We start from the raw sequence: 26,196 nt of genomic DNA on the forward strand, positions 1-26,196 counted from the left end.
TCCGCGGGGGATCGCGTTCCGACCCGATCGTGAGTCGGTTCTCGGAGGAGACGATGCTGGCCGGTGAGCGGGTGCGCTCGACCGGGCTCGACGCCGCCGCGCTCAAGCCCGCCGAGTGTGACGTCTCCCGGGGGGCGGCCCTCCCGTTCGAGACGGTCGTCGTCGACTACGAGGGGCGCGAACACCTCCCCGAGCGCGGGGTGCTCGAATCGCTCGCCGCCGAGAAGGAGGTCTACCTCACGACGCCCGTCCGGGCCGACGGCTTCGACCCGCTGGGCGAGGACTCGCTGCTCGCGGAGCTTCCGGATGGCGTCGGGAGAGTCCTCGTTGCAGGCCACAGCGCCTATCTGAGCGATGACGAACGGAACAAAGCGCTCGCACCCCGTCTGGGTGCGGCCGTCGAGTCCGCGCCGGGCGCGTGGGTCGGCACCGAAGGGGTCGAACGCCTCGCGCTTGCGACCGGGGCGACCCAGTTCGAGCTCCTGGGTCGCTCGACACCGCAGGACCTGCGGGCGCTGCGGGCCGCGGGTTTCTCGGGCGAGGTCGCCGTCTACGCGCCGACCGTTCTGACGGACGACCCCGACGAGGCCCTCGACGCGCTCGGGGCCTACGTTGCCCGCAGGCGGCCAGTTGCCCGTGCACTGCCCGAGGGCGCGCCGACGGACGCGGCGGCGACCGACCGCGCCCGCGAGGTGCTGCTCGCGGCGAGTAGCGACTTCGCGCTGGTGGGAGGGGCTGAGGAAGTCCGCCAACAGGTCGGGGCGCTCCGGGAGGCGGGTGCGGACACGGTCGTCGGCTATCCCGCCCGCGGACTAGAGGAGTTCCTGTAAACCGGAGGGGGCGAAGGTCAAGTAGTCGGCCCGCACACGGATCGCCATGACACGGATCGCGGTGATCGGCGGCGGGGCGGTCGGACTCACGGCCGCACACGACCTCGCGCGTGCCGGCGAGGACGTGACCGTCTTCGAGCGCGGCGCGCTCGCCTCGGGAAGCACGGATCGGGCGGCGGGCGTACTCTACGACGCCTACGCCGGAGAGATCGACGCGCGGATCGGGAAGCGATCGATCGAGCGCTTCCGCGAGTTCTCGGTCGGGGATGGCTTCGAGTTCCACGAGACTCCCTACGTCTGGTTCGCGCAGGCGGGCGACGAGCGGCGCGGAAGCGCGATCCGCGAACAGGTTTCGGAAATGTGCTCACGGGGGATCGACGCCGGACTGCTCGACGAGAGGGAACTGACCGGGTTGGCACCGGACCTCGAAACGAACGACATCGGGACGGCCGCCCTCGCCCGGAACGCGGGCTGGACCGACCCGGCGACCTACGCCGGGATGATGGCCACAAAGGCACGCAAGACAGGTGTCGAGATCAGGACGGACACGCCCGCGGCGCTCGCGGAGGCGGGCGTCAACGCTGGCGGGGATCGCGAGCCGTTCGAGACGGTGGTCGTCGCGGCGGGCGCACACACGAAACGGGTCCTCGAAAAAGCCGGTCGTTCGATCGCGATGAAACCCTACCGGGTGCAGGCGCTCGTCCTCGACGCCGCGGTCGAGACACCGATGGGCTACGACGCGAGCGCAGGCTTCTACTTCCGGCCACATCCGGACGGGCTGTTGGTGGGGGACGGCACCGAGGACCGGGAGAGCGATCCCGAGGGGTGGGACCGGGCATCCGACGCGGGATTCGTCGCGTCAGCCCGCGAGCGGGCGGGCGAACGCCTCGGACTCGCCGAGCCGCCGGTCGAACGGGCGTGGGCGGGGCTCTGTACCGCCACCCCTGACGGGGACCCCCTACTGGGCTGGCTCGAAGAGGGGCTGTACGTCGCGACGGGCTGGCAGGGCCACGGGTTCATGCGCGCGCCGGCGCTCGGCGAAGTGATCGCACGCGAAGTGCGTGGCGAATCGGGGGTCGAACCGTTCGACCCGACGCGATTCACGGGCGAGGAGGAGTTCCCGATCGTCGAGGGGTTGGCGCTCTAGGCGGGGGTTCCGACCGAGGTGTCGTCGGGAGTCTCCGCCTCGTCGTCGGGGGATTCGGCGTCGATCCCGTCTGCGTCCTCGATCGTGACCGTTGTGGCGTCGCTCTCGCCCTTGGGAATCCGGACGTGGAGCGTGCCGTTTTCCTTGAGCGTCGCGGTGGCGGCCTCGGCGTCGATGGCCGCGCCCTCGGGGAGCCGGACGCTGCCGTCCAGCGAGAGCCCGCGGCCGGGCAGGCGCATCTCGAAGCCCTCGTGGAACTCACGGAAGCGTTCGAGACGGACGAGCACCTCGCCGTTCGAGAAGCGCACCTGTACGTCGCCGCTCGACACTCCCGGCGCGTCGAAGACGGCGAGGTAGGCCTCCTCGCCTTCGAGCAGGTCGACCGCGAGCGGGCGCGATTCCTGGACGCGGCTCGAGACCCGCCCGACGCTCTCTGCGATGTGGTTGCCGACCGATTTGCCGATCTCCCAGACCTTCATGGTCATAGCTTGATGGCTTCGAGACAGTCGACGCCCCCGCAGTAGGGACACTGGAAGTCCTCGACGCCGACGTCGTCGGGCATGTCGTAGGTGTAGTGGAGTTCGAACATATCGAGTTCGCAGTCGTCGTCCGTACAGACGACTTCGAGGGTCGCGGGCATGGACGAGTGTAGGGCCGCCGCGATTATCAATGCCGTGGGTGAGTTCTAAGTGCGCGCCGGTCGACCCCCCGGTATGCGAGTCGGCGTAATCTCCGATACCCACGACAACGTCGCGGCCATCGAGCGCGCGACTGACCTGTTCCGCGAGGAGGGCATCGAGACCCTGGTCCACTGTGGCGACTTCATCGCCCCGCCGGTGCTGCCCTTCTTCGAGGGCTTTTCGCTCCACGGCGTGCTCGGCAACAACGACGGCGAGGTCGCGGGCCTCGAATCGGGTTTCGAGGCGATCGGGGGAGAGCTCCACGGCCGCTTCGCCGACCTCGAACTCGGCGGGAAGCGTTTCGCCGTGCTCCACGGCGAATCGAAGGAGGAGGTCGAGGGCTACGCCGCCTCGGGCGAGTACGACTACGTCTGTTACGGCCATCACCACGAACGCGAGAGACGGGTGGTCGACAAAACCCTAGTAGTGAACCCCGGCGCGCACTTTCCTACCGTCCCCGAGGAACACCGAACGGTGGCGGTCGTCGACACCGAGAGTCGAGGCGTCGAGTTCTACCGGGTATAACGTCTTTTGTCGTTCCGGGGGTTAGAGCGGGTATGACCGACCCCTCGGAACTCTCGGTGACGCTAGTCGACGGCTACGTCGACGAGCCGGCACACTTCGGGGTTCCACCCTACATCTCGACGTACCCGCGGTACACGGCCGGCGCGCTCGTCGATGCGGGCGTTCCCCCCGAGAACGTCACGTATCACACGATCGACGAGCTGCGCGAGGACAGGAAGAAATGGCGCGACGTCGAGGACGCGGACCTGATGGTCTATATCGGCGGGATGACCGTCCCTGGAAAGTACGTCGGCGGCACGCCCGCCGAACCCGACGAGGTGAAGAAACTGGCGTGGGTTTCCCGTGGAACGAGCTTGATGGGCGGCCCCGTGAAGTTCGGCGTCGGCGAGGAGAACGCCGGCGCCCAGGATATGGAGCGAAAGGACCTCGATTACGACTTCGTCGCGAAGGGCGACATCGAGGCCGCCGCCGCCGACCTCGTGGGATCGGGACTCGAAGGGTTCAACGACCGGATGCGCGACAACGAGGAGATCGACCGCTGGGCGAGGGAGGGCGCGTTCGTGATCGAACAGCACCCCAACCACCCCGAGTACCTGATCTGCGAGATGGAGACCTCGCGGGGCTGTGCGTATCGGTGTTCGTTCTGTACCGAACCGCTGTACGGCAACCCCGCCTTTCGGAGCGCCGAGTCGGTCGTGAGCGAAGTCTCGAACCTCGCCGACAGGGGTTCCCGACACTTCCGGCTGGGACGCCAAGCCGACATCCTCGCCTTTGGCGGCGACGGCGAGAAACCGAACCCCGACGCTCTCAGGGAGCTTTACGGCGGGATCCGCGAGGCGGTGCCCGACCTCGGGACGCTGCATCTGGACAACATGAACCCGGTGACGATCGTCGAGTATCCCGAGAAGTCGCGCGAGGGGATCCGGATCATCGCCGAGCACAACACGCCCGGCGACACCGCGGCGTTCGGATTAGAGAGTGCGGATCCCGTGGTTCAAGAGGAGAACAACCTCCTCGTCACCGCCGAGGAATGTCTGGGGGCGGTGCGGATGGTCAACGAGGAGGGCGGATGGCGACCCGGCGAAACGCCCGGTACGGGCCCCTCACACGGCGAGAGTGCGGGGAACCGCCTTCCCAAGTTGCTGCCGGGAATCAACCTCGTCCACGGGCTGATGGGCGAGCGTCCGGAGACCTACGAGCACAACAAGCGCTTTCTCGAACGAGTCTACGACGAGGGGCTGATGGTCCGGCGGATCAACATCCGGCAGGTGATGGCGTTTGCGGGTACGGAGATGGCGGAGACGGGCGCGGACATCGCCCGCGAGCACAAGGAGCAGTTCAAGCCGTACAAACGCGAGATCAGGGAGGAGATCGACAACCCGATGCTCAAGCGGGTCGCGCCCGCGGGAACGGTCTTGGAAGATGTCCACATGGAGTACCACGAAGAGGGGACGACCTTCGGGCGACAGCTGGGGACCTACTCGCTTCTGATCGGGGTGCCCGGCGAGTACGAGTTGGGGAGCGCGATGGACGTCGCGATCGTGGATCACGGCTACCGGTCGGTGACGGGGGTTCCATACCCGCTCGACGTCAACGGCGCGACGATGACCGAACTGACGGCGGTACCGGGGATCGGGAAGTCCACGGCGGGCGACATCGTCGTCGGTCGACCGTACGACTCGGCGCGCGAGGCCGGCGAGAAGGTGGGTGTGGATCTCTCGCGGTTCGCCTGAGAGGACCGGAATTCTGTCGCATGATCGGTACCGGGTGAAGTAACGGCGGTCCGCGAGCGAACGTCGTTCGCTCGCGGTCTTTTTAGTGCGCTCACTGAGCTTCGCTCAGTGGCGTCAGCGGGACCCGAGGTCCCGCCAGACAGGTTAAGCGGGTTGAGTGCGCCGAAGGCCCGGCGAACCCCCGCAGTAAAAACGTGCGTGTCTCAGACCGATTCCTCGATGATCTCGCCGACCGCGAAGTTCGACTTGACCTGACTGACCTCGACTTTCACTTGCTCGCCGATCTCGGCGCCGGGGACGATAATGACGTAGCCCCGTTCGACGCGGGCGATGCCGTCGCCCTGCTTGCCGATGTCCTCGATCTCGACGTAGCGGATCTCGCCCTCCTCGACGGGCGGTTGGGGCTCGCTCGAGGGACGGCGCTTCGAGGATGTGTCGGCCTCCTCGGACGCGCCCGAGTCGCGGGAGATGAGTGCGACGCGGTAGGTTTCGTCGGGGTCGAGCGATCCGGTCTCGATCTCGCTGTCGGGGATCTCGACGACGTAGCCGCCGTCGCTCTCGGTGAGTTCCGCGTTGAACAGACACAGGAGTTTATCAGAGATTTGCATGGGGAGACCTCCACGCTACTCGTCGGTGTCGCCCCTATTAGTAGTGTCGCCGATTTCGCGCCCGTCGGGGCGTTTGGGCCCCTCCGAGTCGTGGACGACCGTCGACCCCTCGACGGGCCGATAGTTCTCCCGAACCCCGATGGCCTCCTCCAGTTCGCGGACCGCGCGCTCCTTCAGAGCCCCAGCCAACTCCTCGGCGTCCGCTCGCGAGATGTCCCGCCCCAGCCCCTCGCACTCGTGGGCCCGAACCATCCCCTCCGAATCGACCGCCTCGCCCATCGGCTGGCTCGTCCCACCGAGTGCGACGCTGAAGGGGTACGTTCGACAGATCAGCGGGCGCTCGTCGTGGACGGTACAGGTCCCCATTCCGGCCTCGTCTTCGGTATAGAAGGTACAGTCCCCACAGCCGTCAGTCTGAAGCGCCCACTCGAAGGTCTCGCCCTCGCCCGCCTCGTCGAGCCCGTAGGGCATGGGCCGGGCGACGTCGCGCCAGTCGCGCGTCTCGCTTTCGAGCTCCCGGACCTCGTCGGGAAACACCGTCGCGGTGTGGGGCTCGTCGGCCTCGCTCGTACAGCAGGCCCCACACCGGGTACACTCGAAGCCGATGGACTCGATGGCGTCGGCAAGCACCCTGATATCGAGGTCGCGGGCGCGTGCCAGTTCGGTTTCGAGCGACTCCATGACTCGACGAGGGGTCGGCGGGCCAAAAGGTCGTCGTCAGGGCCGGGCGCGCTCGCCGTCCCACTCGATTTCGCCCTCGCTCGCGAGCTGTTTCAGATGAGCTTCGACGGTCAGCGCCGCGAGGTCCTCGACCCCCGCGAGGTCCTTCTCGTAGGCCGCGTCGCGGATCGCCGCTATCGTTTCGTTGCCCGCTTCGACCGCCCGCAGGACCCGGCGTTCGCGCTCCAGCCGGTGGTCGATCAGCCAGTCGAGGCGTCTTTGCGGTACCTCGATCGGGTCGCCGTGGCCCGGGTAGATGGTTCGAGGGTCGAGTTCGTGGAGCCGATGCAGCGAGTCGAGGTAGGCGGCCATATCGGCGTCCTCGCCGCCGACGAAGACGCTCCCCTCCGCCATCGCCAGATCCCCACACAGGACCGCCGTCCCGGTCGAGAAGGCGACGTGATCCGGCGCGTGGCCGGGCGTTTCGAGGACAGTCAGCCCGGCCAGACGATCGCCCTCCGAGAAGGTCTCGTCGGGCGAAACGCCGGTGGCCGACTCGAATCGATCGGCGTGGCCCGACAGCGCCCATACCGTGCGGGAGTCAGCGTAGTGGGCGAGCGCGCCGACGTGGTCCGGGTGGGTGTGCGTGACGGCGACGTGGGTCGCCCGTTCGGCGGCGGCGTCGAGGGCGTCGGTGCGCGCGGCGGGATCGAGCAGGATCTCGCCGACGAGATAGGCGTTGGTCGATCCCGTGGGCGCGCGGGTGGGCGTCGGCACCGAAAACCGGTCGATATCCATACGGGGTGGTTACACCCCCAGCAGCGAGAACTTACCGACGGAGGAAGTAGACCTGTTTTCTGGCGTCGCGGAAGCTGTATCGGGAGGTGACGATGTCGACCTCCTCCAACCGGTTCAACGCGTAGCGAACGGTCCGGTCGGGTAACAACGACTCCTCTGCGAGTCCCCCCTGCGAGAGCGGGGCGTCGGTCTCGAGGACCTTCGCGACGAGTTTCGCGCTCGGCGGTAGTTCACGGAGCCGCTCGGTGTACTCCTCTTCGGAGAGCGTCGTCTCGCTCCTCCCCAAGCTGTCCACACGTGTGCTCATACCCATCACTCGCAAGGGTTCATGGTAAGCGTTGGCTATAGATGTGTACAAACAATATATATGCATCAAGGAGTATAATTACCATACCAAGAAACGGCTTTCCGCCGCTCGGTCGAAGGGAAGACATGGGAGCGATACCCGAGGAGTACGAGGACCTCTTCGAGCGGAAGACGTTCGCACACGTCGCGACGCTGATGGAGGACGGTACGCCGCAGGTGACGCCGGTGTGGGTCGATTACGACGGCGAGTACCTCATGATCAACACCGCCCGCGGCCGACAGAAAGAGCGAAACCTCACGCGGGATCCGAAGGTCGGTGTCTCGATCCTCGATCCCGAGGACCCCTACACCTATCTCTCGATCCGGGGGGAAGTCGCGGAGATCACCGAGGAGGGAGCCGTAGACCACATCGACGAACTCGCGAGGCGGTACATGGACGTCGAGGAGTACCCCTTCCACGACGAGGAGGGCGGCGAACGGGTAATCGTCAAGATCCGGCCGGATCGGGTGATCACGGGGCAGTGATCCAGTAGGACTTTATCCCCCGGCAGGAGTATGTCGTGGCGTGAAGGGCAAGGAGTGGTACCAGACGGCCGAGGTCGCCGAGGAGTACGAGGACAAGCGGTTCTCCCGGGGCGGCCGGCTGATCGACCGCCAGGAGAAGGAGGCGGTCAGCTCCGCGCTCGGGGATTTGAAGGGAAAGAAGGTCCTCGAGATCGCCGCCGGAACCGGTCGTTTTTCGGTGATGCTCGCGGCCCGTGGCGCGGACGTGATCGGGCTCGACATCTCCGATGCGATGCTGTCACAGGGCCGTCAAAAGGCCCGCGGGGCGGGTCTCTCGGATCGCGTCGAGTTCGTCCGTGGCGATGCCGCTCGGCTGCCGTTTCCGGACGATCACTTCGACGCGGTGCTCGCGATGCGGTTTTTCCACCTCATCCCCAACCCGGATCGCTACCTCCGGGAGATCCGGCGGGTGACCACGGATCGGTTGGTGTTCGATACGTTCAACACGCCGAGTTCGCGCTCGATCTACAACTGGCTGTTGCCGATGGGATCGCGGCTGTACGACGACGACGACGTCCGTGCGATGCTCGACCGGACGGGCTACGAACTCGCCGATTCGAGCCACGACTTCCTGCTTCCCTATGGGTTGTACCGGGCGATCCCGCGGTCGCTTGCGGACGGCCTCTATCGGATCGAATCCGGCCTCCGACACACGGAGGTCGGCGACGACTTCGCGTCGGTCTCGTACTGGAGCGTTCGTGTCAGCTAGCAGTTGAGTGATCGGCAGCCATCAGTCCGCTGTATTTTTAGTGTTCGGGTACGGTATCCGGTGATATGGAGTTCTCCGTCGTGGTCCCGACACTGAACGGTCGGCGACAGCTCGTGGGCTGTCTCGACGCGCTCCGCGAGCGCCTGCCGACCGTCGAGACCATCGTTGTCAACGGGCCCTCGACGGACGGCACCAGTGGCATGCTCCACGAGCGTCCCGACGTGGACGTCCTCGTCGAGATCGCCGACAGGAACATCAACGTCGCGCGCAACGCCGGCCTCGAGATCGCGAGCGGCGAGGTGGTGGTGTTGCTCGATCAGGGTCACCGCATCGAGGACGGCTGGGCGGCGGCGATCGAGCGGGGCGTTGACGGGGAGACGGACGCCGTCACTGGACCGACCCACCGGCCGATCCGCGGGGGGATCACCACCGAGGCACGCGAACGACGGACCATCGCGGGTCGGGAGGTCACCTACTTCAACGGCGGGAACGTCGCGCTGACCCGCGAGGCGATCGACGATCTCGACGGCTTCGACGAGTACCTCGAAACGGGTGGTGCGCGCGACGTCGCCCATCGACTCGCGGGCCAGGAGCGGACGGTCAGCTGGCAGCCCGGAATGGGCGTCCGAAAGAGCATCGAAACCGACGGCGGGGACGGGGACGACCCGCGGATGGTGAGCCCGGGAAGCGTCTTCCTCGGCGACGAAGCCCACCAGCGCTGGGGGCTCAAGTACCGGTCGCTCGCCTACCGACTCGCGAAGAACTACGGTCCTCGGCCCACGGTCCTCCGACGGCTCGCGGGTCACACGGCCGTCGACGGGGTCGCCTCCGTTCGGGGCGTTCTCGAGGGGGGCGTCACGCCCACAGCGTGGATCGGCGGCGGGAGCGCGGTCTCGGCCAACACGCTGATCGGGCTGAAGGACGGACTGCGAGCGCGCGTGAGCGACCGGACGCCGCGGCGAAACCCCTACGGGATCTCGGGCCGGCACGACCGGGCCGTCGAACAGTACGACTGGCGGTAAGCGGTCCGGCAGACCGTGGTCCACCTCGAACCGCCGTGGCGACGGCAGGGTGCGGCTACCCGATCGCCGTCCCGCCGGAATTGTGACGACCTATCAGTGACGAAAAGAATAGAAACTATTATATAGAACCGCTAACGACCCCTATCTGAGGAATACATATGTCACAAGCATCACAGCGGCGCATGGGCGGACAGCCAATCTTCATTCTCAGCGACGACAGCTCCCGGACGCAGGGTCGGGACGCCCAGTCCTCGAACATCGCCGCGGGCAAGGCGGTCGCCGAGGCGGTACGCACGACGCTCGGTCCACGGGGTATGGACAAGATGCTCGTCGACAACTCGGGCGAGGTCGTCATCACCAACGACGGGGCGACGATCCTCAACGAGATGGACATCGAGCACCCCGCCGCCCAGATGATCGTCGAGGTCGCCCAGACCCAGGAGGACGAGGTCGGCGACGGAACGACCACGGCCGCCGTGTTGGCGGGCGAACTGCTCGCACAGGCCGAGGACCTCTTCGAGGACGACGTCCACCCGACGACGATCGTCGAGGGGTATCACGAGGCCGCACGCATCGCCCAGGAGGCGATCGAGGAGATTACCCTCGACGAGGAACTCGACGACGAGCACCTCCGTGCGGTCGCCGAGTCCAGCATGACCGGCAAGGGAACCGGCGACATCACCGCCGCCCGACTGGCCGAGATCGTCGTCGAGACGGTCAAGGGAGTCCAGTCCGAGGAGGGGATCGACCGCGACGAGATCCGCGTCCAGACCCAAGTCGGCGGCTCTTCGAGCGCGACCAAACTCGTCGAGGGCGTCGTCGTCGACGAGGAGCCCGCAAACGACAACATGCCCCGCTCGGTCGAGGACGCCACGGTCGCGGTGCTCGACATGGAGCTCGGGGTCCGCAAGGCCAGCATCGACGCCGAGTACAACATCACCGACATCGAACAGTTGAACGCCGCGATCGAGGCAGAGGAGGGCGAGCTTCGGGGTTACACTGAAAAACTCTCGGAGGCCGGCGTCGATGTCGCGTTCGTCACGGACGACATCGAGGACCGCGTCGCGAGCGCGCTCGCCGAGGCCGGCATCCTGGCCTTCGAGAACGTCGGTAACAAGGACGCCCGTGCGGTCGCCCGCGCGGTCGGCGCGAAGCGCATCGGCAGCCTCGAGGACCTCGATACCGACGACTTCGGCTACGCCGAATCCATCGCCGTCGAGAAGTATGGCGACGACGAGCTCGCGTTCGTCGAGGGCGGCGCCGAGGCCGAAGCCGTCACGCTGTTCCTTCGCGGCGGCACCGAGCACGTCGTCGACGAACTCGAACGCGCCATTGACGACGCGCTCGACGTCGTGACCGCCGCGCTCGATTCGGGCGGGATCGTCCCCGGCGCGGGCGCGACCGAGATCGCGATCGCCGAACGCGTCCGAAGCGAAGCTGCGGGCGTTTCAGGGCGAAAACAGCTCGCCGTCGAAGCCTTTGCCGACGCCGTCGAAGTGCTGCCCCGCACCCTCGCGCGCAACACGGGGATGGACCCCATCGACGCACTGGTCGACCTGCGCTCGGCGTACGATTCCACTGGCAGTGCAGGGATCATCTCGAAGGGCCAGACCGGCGAGGTCGCAGACCCCATCGAGGAGGGCGTCTTCGACCCCGCCGCCGTCAAACGCGAGGCCGTCGAGAGCGCCACCGAGGCCGCGACGATGATCGTCCGTATCGACGACATCATCGCCGCCGACTGAGCCGCGTCGATTCCTGAGGCCGAAATTTCTTCGTGCGAACCGGGTTCGGTCAGTCGGTCGTTTCCGAGCCGTCGCAAAGCGCGGTTCGACCGGCGATAGCTCGCGATCAGACCGTCGGCAGCCGCCAGCCGCGACGCAGCGCGAGCAGGCGAAGCGCGAGGACCAGCACGGCACAGCCGATCATTGCGATCCCGGCAGGGAGACCGACCGAAACGCCGAGCCAGAACGCCACCCCGCCGATCACCGCGGGCGTCGCGTAGAAGTCCTCGCGGAGGACGACCGGGACACGGGTGAGTAAGAGATCACAGAGGCTGCCGCCGCCGACGGCGGTCAGCGTGGCGAGGACGACGATCCCGAAGGGGGTAAGGCCGGCCTCGTAGCCGACCGAGGCGCCGGTCGCGGCGAACGCAGCGAGCCCGACCGCATCGGGAAGCACCACGAGCGGGTGCTCGCGGAGGTCGCCGAACCGTCGGATGAGAACGAGCGCGAGCGCGACGCCGAGGAGCACAACCAGCACGTCGGTCGTCGTGCGGAGCGCGAGCGGGACCTGTCCGACGAGCGTATCCCGAATCGTTCCCCCGCCAAGCGCGGTCAGGATCCCGAGGACTGCGACCCCGAACAGGTCGAGGTCGGCCTCCGCGCCCTTGAGCGAGCCGACGATGGCGAAGGCGAGCAGCCCGATCACGTTCATCAGCGCGAAGGCGACGGCGTCGCTCATGCAGTCGGAGTCGAATCGGCCCCGCGTAATCACCCGTTCGGTACGGCGGCTCGATCAGGGATCCACGCCGGTCATCCGCCAGCCGGCGGCGGCGATGGCGAGGCCGGCCAGCGCGATGACCGTCAGTCCAGGGGCGAACGACCCGGTCAGATCGAGCAGCGAGCCGACGAGAAACGGGCCGAGAAACCCACCTAGTTCGCCGACCGCGAAGACGAAGCCGACGGCAGTGGCCGTGAGTCCGGGTCCAATCCCCTCCAGTTCGACCGGGATCGCACGCAACAGCGGGCCGACGCCGCCGAGACCGATCCCAACGGCGATGATCCCGAGCGCGGCGATCACGAGGGCAGTCTCCGCGGCCAGCAGGACGAGCGTGCCGGTCGTGACGAGCACTCCCGAGAGAACGACCGCCGGGCGGCGCGCCGAGAGGCGATCCGACAGCGGCGGGATCGAGAGCGCGCCGACGACCTGCCCGGCCACCAGTACCGTGGTGGTGAGGCCGGCGAGGGCGGGACGAACTCCCCGAGTCTCGAAGATCGTCGAAGACGGCGATACGATCGTCAACACGACCTCTATCAACGCGTTCGAGGGCAACGATACATTGGTGGATTACTCGACGACGAAGGGCGCGATCGTCGCCTTCACCCGCTCGCTGTCCCAGCAGCTCGCGGGCGAGGGGATCCGGGTCAATCAGGTCGCGCCGGGTCCGATCTGGACGCCGTTGATCCCGGCGACGATCGGCCAGTACGACCCCGAGGCGGTCGCGGAGTTCGGCCGGGACGTGCCGATGGGCCGGCCCGGCCAACCGAGCGAACTCGGGCCGGCGTACGTCTATCTGGCCTGTGAGGATTCCTCGTATATGAGCGGGCAGACGCTCCACATAAACGGCGGCTCGATCATCGGTGGGTAGACGCCCCTCAGTAGGAGATCGTTACCTCGGAGCCGACGCCCACGCCGAAGGCCTCGTCGCCGCGTCCGGCGTTGACCGCGAGCTCGACGTTGCCGTGACCACCGACGGTGACGAGCCGGTGGCCGGGCTCGACGCCGGCGTAGCTGCGCTCGGCGGGGACGGCGGTGCCGTTGACCGCGACCTCCTCGCCGAAGCGATCCATCAGAACATCACCGGGAACGTTGGTGACGGCGTTGCCGAAGCGATCGACCACGAGCACCTCGCCGCTCGCCTCCCGGCCCCGGAGGTCGGGATCGGGAAACCAGAGGTCCTCGGGGTCGGTCTCGGAGAGCCACTCGATCTTCCTCACTTTTTCGACGCCGGCCTCATGGACCGCCGCGGCGGCAGGTGCAAAGACGTCCCGGCCGTCGAAGGTGCTCCCTTCGCCGCCGGTGGCAGGAAACGCCTCGTGATCGGGGTCGATGGCGAACGCCTCGGGATCGGGATAGCCAAGCCCACGGGCCGGCGGCATGAGCACACCGTTGTCAGGGCCGATCAGAGCGCTATCGCCGGCGCGGATGACCAGCGCCTGCCGGTCGGTACCGACCCCAGGGTCGATCACCGCGAGGTGGACCGCCGGCGGGAACCACGGTAGGACTTCGCGGAGCCAGAAGGCGGCGGTACGGGGCTCCTGACGGGGGAGGTTGTGGGCGACGTCGACCAGGCGGGCGTCGGTCCGCGAGTAGATTACGCCCTTCATCGCCGCCGGGTACGGCTCGCCGAAGTCCGATGTGAGCGTGATCATTGGACGCCGTTGGCGTCGGTCTCGCTGACCTGCTGGATGCGCTCGATACCGTTGGTCTCGTGAACGACATTGACGACTGCTTCGGGAACGAGCGACTCCCAGTCGCCGTCCTCGATCATGCGTTCTCGTACCTCGGTTCCCTCGAGTTCCTCGCGGTTGAACATCGGCGACTGGCGCACCTCGACGCCCGCCTCCTCGAACAGCCGAATGACGAGGGGGTTGTTCGAGTAGGCGATCTCGAAGTACGGGCTCATGCTCTGGACGTGGCTGGCCCAGACGGAGTTGCGATCGAGGTCCTCGATCGGGACCGCGTAGGTCACGATATCGTAGTCGACGAGCGACTTGGTGATCATCATGATGCGCTCGCCGGCGGTGAACGGATCGTGTCTCGAGTGCGAATCGCCGGCGCTGCCGATGCCGAGGACGAGTTCGTCGACCTCGTTCGCGATCCGGTCGACCATGCGGTGGTGCCCGTTGTGGTAGGGCTGGAACCGGCCGATGTAGAACCCCCGTGTCATCTTCCTGTCGCACTCGACAGCACGGCCCACCAAAAACGTAGCGAGTCGGGGAACGAGACGGCAGGGAGAAAGTATATCAGTTGCGCAACCTTGGATTTCACCAGCGACCAGATTCTATGAGCAACGAGAGAGACACCGGAGATCGCCCCGTAGACGGGGTGAGCGAGTCGTCGGAAACCGATTCCGACGACGCCCGAGACGAGTCCCCGCAGGACGGCTCGGGGGACGGGTTCGGTAGCGATGTCGACGTCGAGTTCGACGCCGAGATCGACGAGGACGACGAGGGCCTACTCGGAGGGTTACAGATCGACTCCACCGAGGACATCAAGGTCCCCGAGAAGCTGGTCGATCAGGTGATCGGCCAGGACCACGCCCAGGAGATCGTCCGCAAGGCCGCAAAACAGCGCCGACACATCCTGATGATCGGTTCGCCGGGAACCGGCAAGTCGATGCTGGCGAAGGCGATGACCCAGCTGCTTCCCAACGAGGACCTCCAAGACGTTCTGATCTACCACAACCCGGACGACGGCAACGAGCCGAAGGTTCGCACTGTACCCGCAGGAAAGGGCGAACAGATCGTCGACGCCCACAAGGAGGAAGCCCGCAAGCGAAACACGATGCGGACCATCCTGATGTGGCTGATCATCATCGTTATCCTCGGGTACTCGCTGTTCATCGGGAACATTCTCTTGGGGATCATCGCCGCCGCGATCATCTACCTCGCGTTCAAGTACGCGAACCGCGGCAGTGACGCGATGATCCCGAACCTCCTGATCAACAACGCCGACCGCACCACCGCGCCCTTCGAGGACGTGACCGGTGCCCACGCCGGCGCACTGTTGGGCGACGTCCGTCACGACCCGTTCCAATCCGGCGGCATGGAGACGCCGAGCCACGACCGGGTCGAGGCCGGCGGGATCCACAAGTCCCACCGCGGCGTGCTGTTCATCGACGAGATCAACACGCTCGACGTGCGCAGCCAACAGCACCTGATGACGGCGATCCAGGAGGGCGAGTTCTCCATCACCGGACAGAGCGAGCGCTCCTCGGGCGCGATGGTCCAGACCGAGCCCGTCCCGACGGACTTCATCATGGTCGCGGCGGGTAACCGCGACGCCCTCGAGAATATGCATCCCGCACTGCGGTCGCGGATCAAGGGCTACGGTTACGAGGTGTTCTTCGACGACACCATCGAGGACACCCCCGAAATGCGCCGCAAGTACGCTCGCTTCGTCGCCCAAGAGGTCGAAAACGACGGCCGGCTCCCGCACTTCACCCGAAAGGCGGTCGAGGAGGTCGTCCTCGAGGCTCAGCGTCGGTCGGGCCGAAAGGGGCATCTGACCCTTCAACTGCGGAACCTCGGCGGACTGGTCCGGGTCGCGGGCGACATCGCCCGTGCGGAGGACAGCGAGTTCACGACCCGCGATCACGTCCTGCAGGCGAAAAAGCGTTCGCGCTCGATCGAACAGCAGCTCGCAGACACGTACATCGAGCGCTACAGCGACTACGACATGACGATGAACGAGGGCGGCGTCGTCGGCCGGGTCAACGGACTCGCGGTGATGGGCGGCGACTCGGGCATCGTCAAGCCGATCATGGCCGAGGTCACGCAGGGCCACGGCGAGGTGATCGCGACCGGGAAACTCCAGGAGATCGCCCAGGAATCGGTCCAGAACGTCTCGGCGATCATCAAGAAGTTCACCAACCAGGACATCAACGAACTGGACGTCCACATCCAGTTCCTGCAGTCCTACGAGGGCGTCGAGGGCGACTCGGCGTCGATCTCCATCGCGACGGCGGTGATCAGCGCCTTAGAGGAGATCCCGATCGCACAGAACGTCGCCATGACCGGCTCGCTATCGGTTCGCGGCGACGTATTGCCCGTCGGCGGGGTCACCCACAAGATCGAGGCCGCGGCGAAGGCCGGCATCGACACGGTGATCATCCCGGCGGCCAACGAACAGGACGTGATGATCGAGGACGAGTACAAGGACCAGATCGAGATCGTCCCGGTCAGCCACATCAGCGAGGTGCTCGACATCGCGCTCGTCGGCGAGCCCGAAAAGGACGGGCTGGTCGACCGGCTGAAGCAGATCACGACCGCGCTCGATCGGGATCGACAGGTCCCGAGCGGCTCTCCGACGCCGCAGTAACGTGCCCAACTGGGCGACGTTCGTCGGCCTGACGGGCGTCGTCACCCTCTTGCTTCTCGCGCTCGCGTACGCCTCACAATCGATGGTCGCGACGGTCAAGGAGCCCGACTCCACTACCGAGCCCACGGCCGGACTCCTGCTTGCGAACGTTGCGCTCTCACAGGGGGTCCTGCTCGGCGTCCTGCTGGCGGCCGCGTGGTACACGCAGGTCCCGCTCGCGGCGCTCGGGATTACCACGGACCTCACGACGACGGCCGCCCTCACACTCGGCGTGGGCCTCGGGTTCGTCCTGTATTTGAGCTCGGAGCTCGGCGGTGCGACGGCCGACAGGCTGGGTTTCGAGTACGACGAGGGGCTCAGGGGATTGCTCGCGCCGGATTCGATGGGGGGGTGGGCCGTCCTCCTGGGGATCGTTCTCCCCGTGATCGCCGTCTTCGAGGAGTTCCTCTTCCGGGCAGCGCTGATCGGCGCGGTTTCGGCGGGCTACGGCGTCTCACCGTGGCTTCTCGCGGTTCTCTCCTCGATGCTCTTCGCGATGGGCCACGGCGCACAGGGACGGACGGGGATCATCATCACGGGACTGTTGGGCTTCGCGCTCGCGGCGGCGTTCGTCCTCACCGAGAGCCTGCTCGTGGTCGTCCTCGCACACTATCTCGTGAACGCTCTGGAGTTCGTGGTCCACGAAGGGCTTGGCATCGAGTGGATCTAGCGACTCGATTCGATCTCCCGGAGCCGGCGTTCGAATCCCGTCGGGAGCGCGCTCGGGCCGTCGAGGACCCGATGATCGGGGATCAAGATCGGAACCGGGTTCGCCTCCAAAGCGGCGCGGACGACCCCCTCGTCTCCCTCGGGATCGAGTCCCGGCGCCGTCCGCACGAGCGTCGCCACGTCGCTCGTCTCGCCGTACGGGATCTCCCGCACCCGTTCGAGCACCGCCCGGTGGTCCGTCGGAACGGTGAGCGCGATCGGGACGTCCGCGAAGTCGTCGGACTCGCCCCGCAGAACACGCTCGATCCGGTCGAGGAGTTCGTGGCCGCGCGTGGTTTCCTCGGAGGGCTCCTCGGGAAACGAGAGGCTGATGACCCGTCCCGAGGCGACTCCGATCTGGACGGTTCGGTCGAGTCCGTCTAGCTCGCGGGCGTAGATCCCCGTGTCACTGGCGTCCATACCGAACGAAGGGCCGAGCCCGACTTCAACCCCGTGACGCAAGTCTTATGTGCAAATCAGTACGTTAGCGTACAGTGATGAACACTAGTGACGCGATCGCGCCGGCCGTCGAGTCGATCCTTGACTCGGCGCGCGAGCGCGAGGGGGGCGACGAACGCCTCTCGATCGAGGCGCGGTCGTTTCCCGAGGCCGTCGCGGCCACCGAGCGAGAGGACCGGGTACCGGTGATCAGCGAGGTCAAACCCACCAGCCCGACGACCGAGGGCGTACGCGAGGACGATCCGGTCGAACTGGCCCGGGAGATGGTCGCGGGCGGGGCGACGGCGCTGTCGGTGCTGACCGAGCCCGAGCATTTCGGTGGGTCGACCGAAACGCTGGAGCGGGTACGCGAGGTCGTCGACGTACCGGTCCTGCGGAAGGACTTCATCCTGCGCGAGGACCAGTTCGACGTAGTCGAGGCCGACCTGATACTGCTGATCGCGCGCTTCGTCGACGACCTCGAGGAACTCGTCGCGGCGGCGACGGATCGCGGGTTCCAGCCGCTCGTCGAGGTACATACTGCAGAAGAGCTCGAGGAGGCGATCGATGCGGGCGCCGATATCGTCGGGATCAACAACCGCGATCTCGGGAAGTTGGAAGTGGATCTCGCGACCTTCGAGCGCGTCGCCGCGAAAGCCCCCGAGGACGTGCTGTTGATCGCCGAAAGCGGGATCAGTAGTGGGGAAGACGTCCGGCGGATGCGCGAGGCGGGCGCGGACGCGCTGTTGATCGGCACTGCCATCATGGACGGCGACGTACGCGAGAACACGAGGGAGTTCACCACGACATGAGCCAGAGCAAGTTCGGACGCTACGGCGGCCAGTACGTACCCGAGGCGCTGATGCCCGCGATCGAGGAACTGGAGGACGCCTATCAGAGGTACGTCCTCGAAAACGAGGAAGGGTTCGTAGACGACTTCCGGGCCCGCCTGCGCGATTTCGGCGGGCGGCCCACGCCGCTCCAGCATGCGGAGGCCCTCTCCGCGCGCTACGATCGGGAGGTGTACCTCAAGCGCGAGGACCTCCTCCACGGGGGGGCGCACAAGCTAAACAACGCCCTCGGACAGGCGCTGCTCGCCAAATACATGGGAAAGGAGCGGATCATCGCCGAGACCGGCGCCGGCCAGCACGGTACCGCGACGGCGATGGCCTGTGCGCATCTCGGACTCGACTGCGAGATCTACATGGGCGAACGCGACATCAACCGCCAGCGCCCCAACGTCTTCCGGATGCGTCTCAACGGAGCCGAGGTGAACCCGGTGACGACAGGTCGGGGAACCCTCAAGGAGGCCATCAGCGAGACGATGCGCGACTGGGCCACCTCGGTCGAGGATACCCACTACGTAATCGGCTCGGTAGTAGGTCCTCACCCCTTCCCGCGAATGGTCCGGGACTTTCAGGCGGTCATCAGCGAGGAGGCCCGCGATCAGGTGATCGAGAAGACCGGTGGGCTCCCGGACAGCGTGCTCGCGTGTGCGGGCGGCGGCTCGAACACGATGGGGGCCTTTCACGAGTTCACGGGGGATGATACGGATCTCTACGCCGTCGAGGCAGGCGGCAGTAGTCTAGAGGTCGACGAGGAGGGTGGCGTCGCGCCCAACTCCGCGTCGCTCTCGACCGGAAGTGAAGGGGTCCTCCACGGCGCGCGAACCAAACTGCTTCAGGACTCGGACGGCCAGATCATGGAGTCCCATTCAGTTTCGTCGGGACTGGATTACGCCGGGGTGGGTCCGGAACTCGCCCATCTCGTCGACGAGGGTCGGGTCACGCCGGTGAACGTCGACGACGACGGGGCCCTAGAGAGCTTTCATCGCCTCTCACAGCTGGAGGGGATCATCCCCGCGCTGGAGACGGCCCACGCCTTCGCCTTCCTCGAAGAGGAGTACGAGGACTTGGGAGAGATCGTGATCGTCAACGTCTCGGGGCGGGGCGACAAGGACCTCGAATCGGTGATCGAGGAGACCGCAGAACGCGACATCGAAGGGGCACCTGACATGGACGTCTTTCAGGGGGGACTATGAGCGGGAGTCGCATCGACGAGGCGTTCGCCGACGGCCCGGCCTTCATCCCCTATCTCGCCGCGGGCGACCCCAATATCGAGTCGACCAAGGAGTATGTCCGCGCGTTGGTCCGTGGCGGCGCCGATATCGTCGAACTCGGGCTTCCGTTCTCGGAGCCGATCGCGGAGGGTTCGACCATCCAGAACGCGATCGTCCGCTCGCTGGAGGGCGGGATGACGCCCGACGCCTACTTCGACCTGGTCGAGGACCTCGATATCGGGGTGCCGGTCGTCTGCATGACCTACTACAATCTGATCTATCGATACGGTGAGGAGGAGGGCCCCGAGCCGTTCGTTCGACGAGCCGCGAAGGTCGGAATCGACGGGTTCGTCGTGCCGGACCTGCCCGCCGAGGAGGCCGACCCGCTCCGGGAGGCCTGTGACGAGTACGGGCTCGACCTGATCTTCATCGTCGCGCCGACGACACGAGGCGAGCGGCTGAGACGGATCATGGATCGGGTCTCGGGATACGTCTACGTGCAGGCACGGCTCGGGACCACGGGCGCGCGAACCGACGTGAGCGACCAGACCGATACGAGCCTCGGACGTCTGGATGAGTGGGACGTTCCGAAGGCCGTAGGCTTCGGGATCAGCGAGCGCGAACACGCAGAACGCATCGTCACGGGCGGCGCGGACGGGATCATCGTCGGGAGCGCGCTCGTCGATATAGTAGCCGAGGGCGATACGGACGACGGAACGGTCGCCGAGCGCCTCGAACGAAAAGCGAGGGAACTGAAGGAAGGCGCACTCGCGGGTGGGGAAAGCCGGCCGCAACCGGAACGTCCATAACTGCTCCATGACGGAGTGTCTCATACTATGACCGCAGGATTCGACGCACGACTCGAGCGGATCAGCACCGACGGCAAGTACCTCATCGTCCCGATGGACCACGGGATCACCATGGGCGCGGTAAAGGGGCTGAAGGACATCGAGGGGACGATCGACGCGGTGACGCGGGGCGGGGCGGACTGCGTGCTCACCCAAAAGGGGATCGCACCCCGCGTGCATCCCAACACCAACGGCGCGGGCTACGTCGTCCACCTCAACGGCTCGACGACCATCGGCCCCGACGAGAGCGACAAACGAGTCACGGGATCCGTCGAGGAGGCCATTCGTGCGGGTGCGGACGCCGTTTCGTTCCACATCAACGTCGGCTCGGATTACGAACCCGAGCAGATCGAGGGGCTCGCCCGGTTGACCGATCGGGCCGATCGGTTCGGTATGCCCGTGCTGGCGATGGCCTACGCACGTGGGCCCGGCATCGACAGTGCCGATCCCGAGTCGCTCGGCCACGCGGTGCGCCTCGCGGAGGAACTCGGTGCGGACATCGTCAAGACGGGCTACTCGGGCGACGCCGAGAGCTTCCAGCACGTCGTCGAGTCGACCCGGCTTCCCGTGGTTATCGCGGGCGGCGCGCGCGGGACCGACAGGGACACCCTCGAAAAGGTTCGGGGCACGATCGACGCCGGCGGCGCGGGCATCTCGATGGGGCGGTCGATCTTCCAGCACGACGACCCCGAGGCGATCACGCGGGCGGTGTCGGCGGTGATCCACGAGGACGCCAGCGCCGAGGAGGCCATCGAGACCGCAGGGCTCGCGGTCGAGGCCTGAAAGCGACGACTGCAGGCACAACGACTAACGAAATCGGCGCCGAATCGGCGCTCATGCCACGCGAACGCCGTCCCGGCGACGAGCCGCCGCTCGACGAGGAGTTCCCGTCCCTGAGAGTGCTCTCGGCGTCGCCCGAGAACGCCGAGGTCGCCTCCCGAACCGCCCTCGACGGACTGTTGACGTCCGTGGGGACCCACTACATCCGGAACCACTATCCCACACCCGAAACCGAGGCCGAGGGGTGGACGATATCGCTGACCGGGCTTCTCGATGGAAGCGGGGAGACGGGACCGAACGCCGACGGCCCCGTCGTCGAAATGGACGAACTGCGCGAGGACTATCCCACCGAGTCCGTCGTCCACACCATGGAATGTTCGGGCAACGGCCGGGCCTTCTTCGAACCCGATGCGGAGGGTCACCAGTGGACCGACGGCGCGGTCAGCACCGCCGTCTGGACCGGCACGCCCGTCCAGGCGCTTCTCGACGAGTACGACGCCCCCGCGGAGGGCTGGGTCGCGGTCATGGGTGGGGACGCCCCCGAGGGCGAGGAGGTCTTCTGTCGGTCCCTGCCGATGGGGAAAGTACGGGTGGACTGCGTGCTGGCCTACGAGATGAACGGCCGGCCGCTGCCGGCCGACCACGGCCATCCCGTCAGGCTGCTGGTGCCCGGCTGGTTCGGCAACAACAGCGTCAAGTGGGTCGATCGGATCCACGTCGCCGACTCGATGCCAACCGGTGAGAAGTGGGAGGGATATACCAAATATCAGCAGTTGGAGTACCGTCTGCGCTTCGACGACGACGAGGACCCCGAGGAACTCGCAACCGTCGAAACGGCCGACACCTACGAACAGATGATGGCCGACGAGCCGCGACACGCCTACTTCTTCGATCAGCTCCCCAAATCGCTGATCACGGCCCCCGCCGACGGTGCGACCCTGTCGGCCGACGAAACCGTCGAGATCCGGGGGCTGGCGTGGGCCGGCGAGACTCCCGTCGAGCGCGTCGAGCTTTCGATGGGTGTTCGAAAGAGCAGGGCTCTTTCGAGCCAGTCAGAAGCGTCAAACGCTTCTGATGACGGCGGCGAGACGTGGTCCGACGCCGACCTCGGCGAGCCGGCGCTAGGCCGGTACGCCTGGCGGCGCTTCCGGGCCGAGTGGAACCCCGAACCGGGCGAGTACCGCCTGCTCGCGCGCGCGACGGACGCGAAGGGGCGCGTCCAGCCGGCACGGATCGCCGAGCCCGACCCCGAACAGACGGGGATCGCCGGGGACGCCTACCCGTGGAACACGCAGGGCTACGGCAACAACGCGCACCGACCGCTGGGGGTCTCGGTGACCGTCGGACTCGATGAGATATAGTGCGGACACGGGGTTCGACCGCAGGCACAATCCGTTTGACCGAGGGGCGTGGTCCCGATAGTATGGGACAGGTACACTACGACTTCGCGGGCGAGACGGCGATAGTTACGGGTGGATCCTCGGGCATCGGCCGCGCGATCGCGCTGGCGTTCGGCGACGCGGAGGCGACCGTGATCGTCGCGGACAAGCAGGAAGAACCGAAGGACCCCGACAACGATGTGCCGACCCACGAGGCCATCGAGGAGTCCGGGGGACGTGCCGAGTTCGTCGAGACGGACGTCGCCGACCCCGAGCAGGTCCGCTCGGTGATCGAGGCCGCCCGCGAGTACGGCGGCGTCGACGTCATGGTCAACAACGCGGGCGTCTACATCGGGGGTTCGTTCACCGACTACGATTCGAAAGACCTCGATACGGGCTACGAGGTCAATATTCGGGGAATGTTCGTCGGCACCCAGGCGGCTGCGAGCGACATGATCGACCGCGACGCGGAGGGCGCGATCGTCAACACCGCTTCGATCAGTTCGAATCTCGCCCAGCACGGCCAGGTCGCCTACGACACGACGAAGGGCGCACTGCGGATGCTCACGCGGGGTGCGGCGCTCGAACTCGCCTCGGAGGGAATCAGGGTCAACGCCACCGCGCCGGGGCAGATCGCCACCGAGTTCACCGAGAACGGCACCGAGCGTACCCAGAAACGGGCCGGCGACGGGGAGTTCCTGAAACCGATCCCGATGGGGCGGGCGGGCTTCCCCGAGGACGTCGCCGACGCCACCCTGTATCTCGCGAGCGACGCCGCCGGCTACACCACCGGCGAACTGCTGTCGGTCGACGGCGGCTGGCAGATCGCCTGAGGGGCGTTTGCTCATCGGAGTTCTCTCGCGCTACCGCGCGCTGTAGTATACTCCTAAAAAGTCACGAACACTCGGTGTCCGTGGTCCGCAAACCGCTACATCGCCAGCCGCTCGGCGATCCGCTCCAAGGAGTCGATTCCCTGTACTTCGCCGATTTCGTCGGGGACGGTCAGGATCTCGAACTCCGGAAACGTCCCGTGGATCTCCGCGAGTCGCTCCTCGTGGCGCTCCTTTCGGGTTCGACAGCGCGAACAGCCCTCATCCACGTCCTCAAGAACTCGGTTCACCACGAGCGTCGAGACGGGCATCTCGACCTCGTGCAGGCGCTCGACCAGCCGCTCGGTTTCTGCGATCGCCATCCGCTCGGGGATGAGGACGGCACGAAACTCCGTGCGCTCGGGATCGCGAAGCACCTCGCGAGCACGTTCCATCCGTGACTTCAGCCCGGCGAGTCGTCCTCGCTTTCGTCCCGGCCGAGGTAGGCAGCGGGTCCCATCAGCATGCTTCGGGTCGAGGTCGCCATCCGGTGGAGCTGGCCCCGCACCGAGTCGGTGGTCTCGAGCGCGGCGTCGAGGACCTCGGGCAGTTCGAGCAGCCGGAGGGTGTGACCCGTCGGCGCGGTGTCGAAGACGATCCGGTCGTACTCGCCCGAATCGACGTACTCCGCGAGGGTATCGAGCGCTGCGGCCTCGTCGCCCCCGGCGGGGATCCCCGAGCCGAACAGGCGTTCGACCTCGTCTTCGGAGAGAGTGATCCCCACCGCCCGGAGATCGCTCGCGATCGCCGAGACGATCGATTGGTACCGGTCCGCGCGGCTCTCGGGGTCGATCTCGACGGCGAAGAGGTTCTCCTGTATCTCGGTTGGTTCCCCCGTGAGATCGCGTTCGTACGAGTCAGAAAGCGAGTGGGCGGGGTCCGTCGAGACGACGAGGGTGCGTCTGCCGCGCCCGGCGAGCGCCAGGCCGGTCGCGGCGGCCATCGTCGTCTTCCCGACGCCACCCTTCCCGCCGTAGAGGACGTGTTCTGTCACACGCGCGCTACGATCCCCAGCGGTAAAGCTCCAACCCGGATACCGAAACGGTTGTTTCAAGCCCGCCCCGTGCGATCGACGAGACATGACGCGATCCGTGTGGCTGAAAGCCGACGACGCGGTCGGCGACTGGGAGGCTCGCAAACGACGAATCACCGCCGGTCTGGAAGCCGGCGTCGACTGGGTGCTCGTCGACGAGTCGGACGTCGAGCGCGTGCGCGAACTCGGCAGCGTGAACGTCGCCGCGTTCCGCTCGGGCGGTGACGTCCACGTCATGGACGCAGAGGAGAGCGAAACCGCGGAGCCCGACGCCGTGGTCATCGGCAAGAAGGGCGAGGGCGACGGTACCGTCGATCTGCCCGAGGACTTCTCGGGCTCGGCGGACCTCTCGGCGCTCCGGCGCGAGGACGAGACGCCGACGGGAGCGTACATCAGGATCCTCGACGAGTACTACGAGGCGTTCGCCGAAGAGGCCGCGGCGGAGGCCGACTACACCGTCGTGGTCGGCGAGGACTGGACGATCATCCCCCTCGAAAACCTGATCGCCCGCATCGGCGAAGAGACCGACCTGATCGCGGGCGTTCAGTCGGCCGAGGAGGCCCGCACCGCCTTCGAGACTCTCGAGATCGGGGCCGACGCCGTCCTGTTGGATTCGGACGACCCCGACACCATTCGCGAGACCGTCGCGGTACGGGACCGGTCGGAGCGCGAACACCTCGATCTGGGGTGGGCGACGGTCACTGAGATCGCCCAAACAGGGAGCGCCGACCGGGTCTGTGTCGATACCGGCAGCCTGATGGATCACGACGAGGGGATGCTCGTCGGCTCGATGAGCCGGGGACTGTTCTTCGTCCACGCCGAGACCGCCGAGTCGCCCTACGTCGCCTCCCGACCGTTCCGGGTGAACGCCGGGGCGGTCCACGCCTACGTCCGCACCCCCGACGGCGGCACGAAGTACCTCTCCGAGCTCGAGAGCGGCGACGAGGTCCAACTCGTGGATACGGAGGGCAACACCCGCGAGGCGATCGTCGGCCGGGTGAAAATCGAGAGCCGGCCGATGTTCCGGGTCGAAGCCGAAACCGCCGATGGGGACCGGGTCGCGACGCTGCTCCAGAACGCAGAGACCATCAAGGTCCGGACCCGCGAGGGGCGAAAAGCAGTGACCGACCTCGAAGCGGGCGACGAAGTACTGCTGTACTACGAGGCGGTGGCTCGCCACTTCGGCGAGGCGGTTGAAGAACGGATCATCGAGAAGTAGCGTCCTCGAGTTCGGCGTCGGCGGAGCCGGGTTCGGTCGTGAGGGGTTCGGTACACCAGTGACAGAAGTCGAGTTCGAGGTCGTCGAGTTCGTGTCCGCAGTTCGGACAGCGCTGTCCGATCTCGCGCTGTCTGGTTTGGGTGGCCTGCCAGTAGGCGTCGGCGGCGCTGAACCCGATCACGACGAACAGGGCGATCTGGGCCTCCGCCGGGAGTTGCGCCGAGAGCGCCATTGCGTCGTCGAAGGTGGTGACGCCGTCGACGAGTTCCTCGGGAACGAACAGGACGAACGAGAGGACGACCATCCAGAACCACAGCAGGGCTCGGAACCAGGCGCGAAGGTAGACGTGCCCAGCACCGGGCACGAGGACGGCGAAGAAGGCCGCGAGCCACGGTCGTTTGTGCGAGCCCTCGCTCATTG

At 66.7% G+C, this 26,196-nt stretch carries 30 protein-coding genes and 1 pseudogene; 18 read left to right on the forward strand and 13 right to left on the reverse strand.

The features are described from left to right. The first annotated feature begins 53 nt into the window (after window positions 1-53). On the forward strand, window positions 54-830 hold the full coding sequence (locus tag HAPAU_RS01855) for a DUF7388 family protein (protein ID WP_066379387.1): 777 nt from the start codon (window positions 54-56) through the stop codon (window positions 828-830). Window positions 831-876: 46 nt separating this feature from the next. Next, entirely contained in the window at window positions 877-1,977 is a 1,101-nt protein-coding gene (locus tag HAPAU_RS01860) for an NAD(P)/FAD-dependent oxidoreductase (protein ID WP_066378840.1), read from the forward strand. Here the strand turns inward: HAPAU_RS01860 and HAPAU_RS01865 are convergent. Beyond that, complete coding sequence (locus HAPAU_RS01865; protein ID WP_066378843.1) at window positions 1,974-2,462, reverse strand: Hsp20/alpha crystallin family protein; 489 nt, start codon at window positions 2,460-2,462, stop codon at window positions 1,974-1,976. The two genes, HAPAU_RS01860 and HAPAU_RS01865, sit on opposite strands and share 4 nt — an antisense overlap. After that, window positions 2,459-2,617 (reverse strand): DUF7559 family protein, encoded by a 159-nt coding sequence (locus HAPAU_RS21500; RefSeq protein ID WP_169802606.1) that lies wholly within the window; start codon window positions 2,615-2,617, stop codon window positions 2,459-2,461. Before HAPAU_RS21500 ends, HAPAU_RS01865 begins: the two co-directional genes overlap by 4 nt. Window positions 2,618-2,690: 73 nt before the next feature. Here HAPAU_RS21500 and HAPAU_RS01870 point away from each other — a divergent pair, with 73 nt between their 5' ends. Together HAPAU_RS01870 and HAPAU_RS01875 are read left to right on the forward strand one after the other, a co-directional pair. Continuing rightward, the gene (locus HAPAU_RS01870; protein WP_066378846.1) at window positions 2,691-3,182 is read left to right on the forward strand and encodes a metallophosphoesterase; all 492 of its coding nucleotides are present in this window, start codon (window positions 2,691-2,693) and stop codon (window positions 3,180-3,182) included. A gap of 32 nt (window positions 3,183-3,214) precedes the next feature. Continuing rightward, window positions 3,215-4,915 (forward strand): radical SAM protein, encoded by a 1,701-nt coding sequence (locus HAPAU_RS01875; protein WP_066378847.1) that lies wholly within the window; start codon window positions 3,215-3,217, stop codon window positions 4,913-4,915. Between the two features lie 203 nt (window positions 4,916-5,118). Here the strand turns inward: HAPAU_RS01875 and HAPAU_RS01880 are convergent, their stop codons facing one another. The 4 genes from HAPAU_RS01880 to HAPAU_RS01895 are packed head-to-tail and all read right to left on the reverse strand — an operon-like array spanning window position 5,119 to window position 7,294. After that, on the reverse strand, window positions 5,119-5,523 hold the full coding sequence (locus HAPAU_RS01880; RefSeq protein WP_066378849.1) for a TRAM domain-containing protein: 405 nt from the start codon (window positions 5,521-5,523) through the stop codon (window positions 5,119-5,121). Between the two features lie 15 nt (window positions 5,524-5,538). Continuing rightward, window positions 5,539-6,204, reverse strand: coding sequence for a YkgJ family cysteine cluster protein (locus tag HAPAU_RS01885; protein ID WP_066378851.1), 666 nt, complete (start codon window positions 6,202-6,204; stop codon window positions 5,539-5,541). Between the two features lie 36 nt (window positions 6,205-6,240). After that, window positions 6,241-6,981, reverse strand: coding sequence for an MBL fold metallo-hydrolase (locus HAPAU_RS01890; RefSeq protein WP_066378855.1), 741 nt, complete (start codon window positions 6,979-6,981; stop codon window positions 6,241-6,243). Window positions 6,982-7,012: 31 nt separating this feature from the next. Then, a complete protein-coding gene (locus HAPAU_RS01895; protein ID WP_066378857.1) occupies window positions 7,013-7,294 on the reverse strand; it encodes an ArsR family transcriptional regulator in 282 nt (93 codons plus the stop codon). Between the two features lie 119 nt (window positions 7,295-7,413). Here HAPAU_RS01895 and HAPAU_RS01900 point away from each other — a divergent pair, with 119 nt between their 5' ends. From HAPAU_RS01900 to thsA, 4 genes are all read left to right on the forward strand, one after another. Further along, window positions 7,414-7,812 carry a PPOX class F420-dependent oxidoreductase gene (locus tag HAPAU_RS01900; RefSeq protein ID WP_066378859.1) on the forward strand — a complete coding sequence of 133 codons (399 nt, stop codon included), beginning with the start codon at window positions 7,414-7,416 and terminating at the stop codon, window positions 7,810-7,812. A 40-nt stretch (window positions 7,813-7,852) separates the two neighbouring features. Next, a complete protein-coding gene (locus HAPAU_RS01905) occupies window positions 7,853-8,560 on the forward strand; it encodes a class I SAM-dependent methyltransferase (RefSeq protein WP_066378860.1) in 708 nt (235 codons plus the stop codon). A gap of 65 nt (window positions 8,561-8,625) precedes the next feature. Then, window positions 8,626-9,582 (forward strand): glycosyltransferase family 2 protein, encoded by a 957-nt coding sequence (locus HAPAU_RS01910; RefSeq protein ID WP_066378862.1) that lies wholly within the window; start codon window positions 8,626-8,628, stop codon window positions 9,580-9,582. A 182-nt stretch (window positions 9,583-9,764) separates the two neighbouring features. After that, complete coding sequence (gene thsA / locus HAPAU_RS01915) at window positions 9,765-11,324, forward strand: thermosome subunit alpha (RefSeq protein WP_066378866.1); 1,560 nt, start codon at window positions 9,765-9,767, stop codon at window positions 11,322-11,324. 106 nt (window positions 11,325-11,430) lie between these two features. Here the strand turns inward: thsA and HAPAU_RS01920 are convergent, their stop codons facing one another. Both HAPAU_RS01920 and HAPAU_RS01925 read right to left on the reverse strand, forming a co-directional pair. Next, window positions 11,431-12,042, reverse strand: coding sequence for a trimeric intracellular cation channel family protein (locus HAPAU_RS01920; RefSeq protein WP_066378868.1), 612 nt, complete (start codon window positions 12,040-12,042; stop codon window positions 11,431-11,433). 54 nt (window positions 12,043-12,096) lie between these two features. Further along, complete coding sequence (locus HAPAU_RS01925) at window positions 12,097-12,606, reverse strand: MFS transporter (protein ID WP_169802595.1); 510 nt, start codon at window positions 12,604-12,606, stop codon at window positions 12,097-12,099. Between HAPAU_RS01925 and HAPAU_RS01930 the strand changes: the two genes are divergently transcribed. Further along, window positions 12,533-12,949 (forward strand): SDR family oxidoreductase, encoded by a 417-nt coding sequence (locus HAPAU_RS01930; protein ID WP_245634008.1) that lies wholly within the window; start codon window positions 12,533-12,535, stop codon window positions 12,947-12,949. The genes HAPAU_RS01925 and HAPAU_RS01930 overlap by 74 nt on opposite strands. Before the next feature lie 7 nt (window positions 12,950-12,956). Here the strand turns inward: HAPAU_RS01930 and HAPAU_RS01935 are convergent, their stop codons facing one another. Next, on the reverse strand, window positions 12,957-13,733 hold the full coding sequence (locus tag HAPAU_RS01935; protein ID WP_066378879.1) for an SAM hydrolase/SAM-dependent halogenase family protein: 777 nt from the start codon (window positions 13,731-13,733) through the stop codon (window positions 12,957-12,959). Next, complete coding sequence (locus HAPAU_RS01940; RefSeq protein ID WP_066378882.1) at window positions 13,730-14,251, reverse strand: nicotinamide-nucleotide adenylyltransferase; 522 nt, start codon at window positions 14,249-14,251, stop codon at window positions 13,730-13,732. Before HAPAU_RS01940 ends, HAPAU_RS01935 begins: the two co-directional genes overlap by 4 nt. 116 nt (window positions 14,252-14,367) lie before the next feature. Between HAPAU_RS01940 and lonB the strand changes: the two genes are divergently transcribed. Continuing rightward, on the forward strand, window positions 14,368-16,404 hold the full coding sequence (gene lonB, locus HAPAU_RS01945) for an ATP-dependent protease LonB (RefSeq protein WP_066378883.1): 2,037 nt from the start codon (window positions 14,368-14,370) through the stop codon (window positions 16,402-16,404). Between the two features lies 1 nt (window position 16,405). After that, complete coding sequence (locus tag HAPAU_RS01950) at window positions 16,406-17,113, forward strand: CPBP family intramembrane glutamic endopeptidase (RefSeq protein ID WP_066378885.1); 708 nt, start codon at window positions 16,406-16,408, stop codon at window positions 17,111-17,113. Here HAPAU_RS01950 and HAPAU_RS01955 read toward each other — a convergent pair. Beyond that, window positions 17,110-17,571: a methylated-DNA--[protein]-cysteine S-methyltransferase gene (locus HAPAU_RS01955; RefSeq protein WP_066378887.1), complete on the reverse strand. Its 462-nt coding sequence runs from the start codon at window positions 17,569-17,571 to the stop codon at window positions 17,110-17,112. The two genes, HAPAU_RS01950 and HAPAU_RS01955, sit on opposite strands and share 4 nt — an antisense overlap. Window positions 17,572-17,648: 77 nt before the next feature. On the opposite strand from HAPAU_RS01955, the gene trpC reads away from it, so the two are divergent. From trpC to HAPAU_RS01985, 6 genes are all read left to right on the forward strand, one after another. Beyond that, window positions 17,649-18,401: an indole-3-glycerol phosphate synthase gene (trpC, locus tag HAPAU_RS01960; RefSeq protein WP_066378890.1), complete on the forward strand. Its 753-nt coding sequence runs from the start codon at window positions 17,649-17,651 to the stop codon at window positions 18,399-18,401. Next, entirely contained in the window at window positions 18,398-19,630 is a 1,233-nt protein-coding gene (trpB, locus tag HAPAU_RS01965) for a tryptophan synthase subunit beta (protein WP_066378891.1), read from the forward strand. The genes trpC and trpB overlap by 4 nt, the downstream gene beginning before the upstream one ends. Beyond that, the gene (gene trpA, locus HAPAU_RS01970) at window positions 19,627-20,457 is read left to right on the forward strand and encodes a tryptophan synthase subunit alpha (RefSeq protein ID WP_066378892.1); all 831 of its coding nucleotides are present in this window, start codon (window positions 19,627-19,629) and stop codon (window positions 20,455-20,457) included. The genes trpB and trpA overlap by 4 nt, the downstream gene beginning before the upstream one ends. A gap of 27 nt (window positions 20,458-20,484) precedes the next feature. Next, window positions 20,485-21,279: a 2-amino-3,7-dideoxy-D-threo-hept-6-ulosonate synthase gene (locus HAPAU_RS01975; protein WP_066378895.1), complete on the forward strand. Its 795-nt coding sequence runs from the start codon at window positions 20,485-20,487 to the stop codon at window positions 21,277-21,279. A gap of 53 nt (window positions 21,280-21,332) precedes the next feature. Further along, the gene (locus HAPAU_RS01980; RefSeq protein ID WP_066378898.1) at window positions 21,333-22,637 is read left to right on the forward strand and encodes a sulfite oxidase; all 1,305 of its coding nucleotides are present in this window, start codon (window positions 21,333-21,335) and stop codon (window positions 22,635-22,637) included. 62 nt (window positions 22,638-22,699) lie between these two features. Beyond that, complete coding sequence (locus HAPAU_RS01985; protein WP_066378900.1) at window positions 22,700-23,488, forward strand: SDR family NAD(P)-dependent oxidoreductase; 789 nt, start codon at window positions 22,700-22,702, stop codon at window positions 23,486-23,488. Between the two features lie 95 nt (window positions 23,489-23,583). On the opposite strand, the pseudogene HAPAU_RS22860 reads toward HAPAU_RS01985, so the two are convergent. Next, window positions 23,584-24,518: pseudogene (locus HAPAU_RS22860) on the reverse strand (ArsA family ATPase). A gap of 85 nt (window positions 24,519-24,603) precedes the next feature. Between HAPAU_RS22860 and HAPAU_RS01995 the strand changes: the two are divergent. Beyond that, window positions 24,604-25,776: a 3-dehydroquinate synthase II gene (locus tag HAPAU_RS01995; RefSeq protein ID WP_066378901.1), complete on the forward strand. Its 1,173-nt coding sequence runs from the start codon at window positions 24,604-24,606 to the stop codon at window positions 25,774-25,776. On the opposite strand, the gene HAPAU_RS02000 is transcribed toward HAPAU_RS01995, so the two are convergent. After that, window positions 25,763-26,194: a DUF6677 family protein gene (locus HAPAU_RS02000; protein WP_066378903.1), complete on the reverse strand. Its 432-nt coding sequence runs from the start codon at window positions 26,192-26,194 to the stop codon at window positions 25,763-25,765. The genes HAPAU_RS01995 and HAPAU_RS02000 overlap by 14 nt on opposite strands. Between the last annotated feature and the right edge of the window lie 2 nt (window positions 26,195-26,196).

Origin of the sequence: Halalkalicoccus paucihalophilus (genome assembly GCF_001593955.1) — an archaeon.
GTDB lineage: Archaea > Halobacteriota > Halobacteria > Halobacteriales > Halalkalicoccaceae > Halalkalicoccus > Halalkalicoccus paucihalophilus.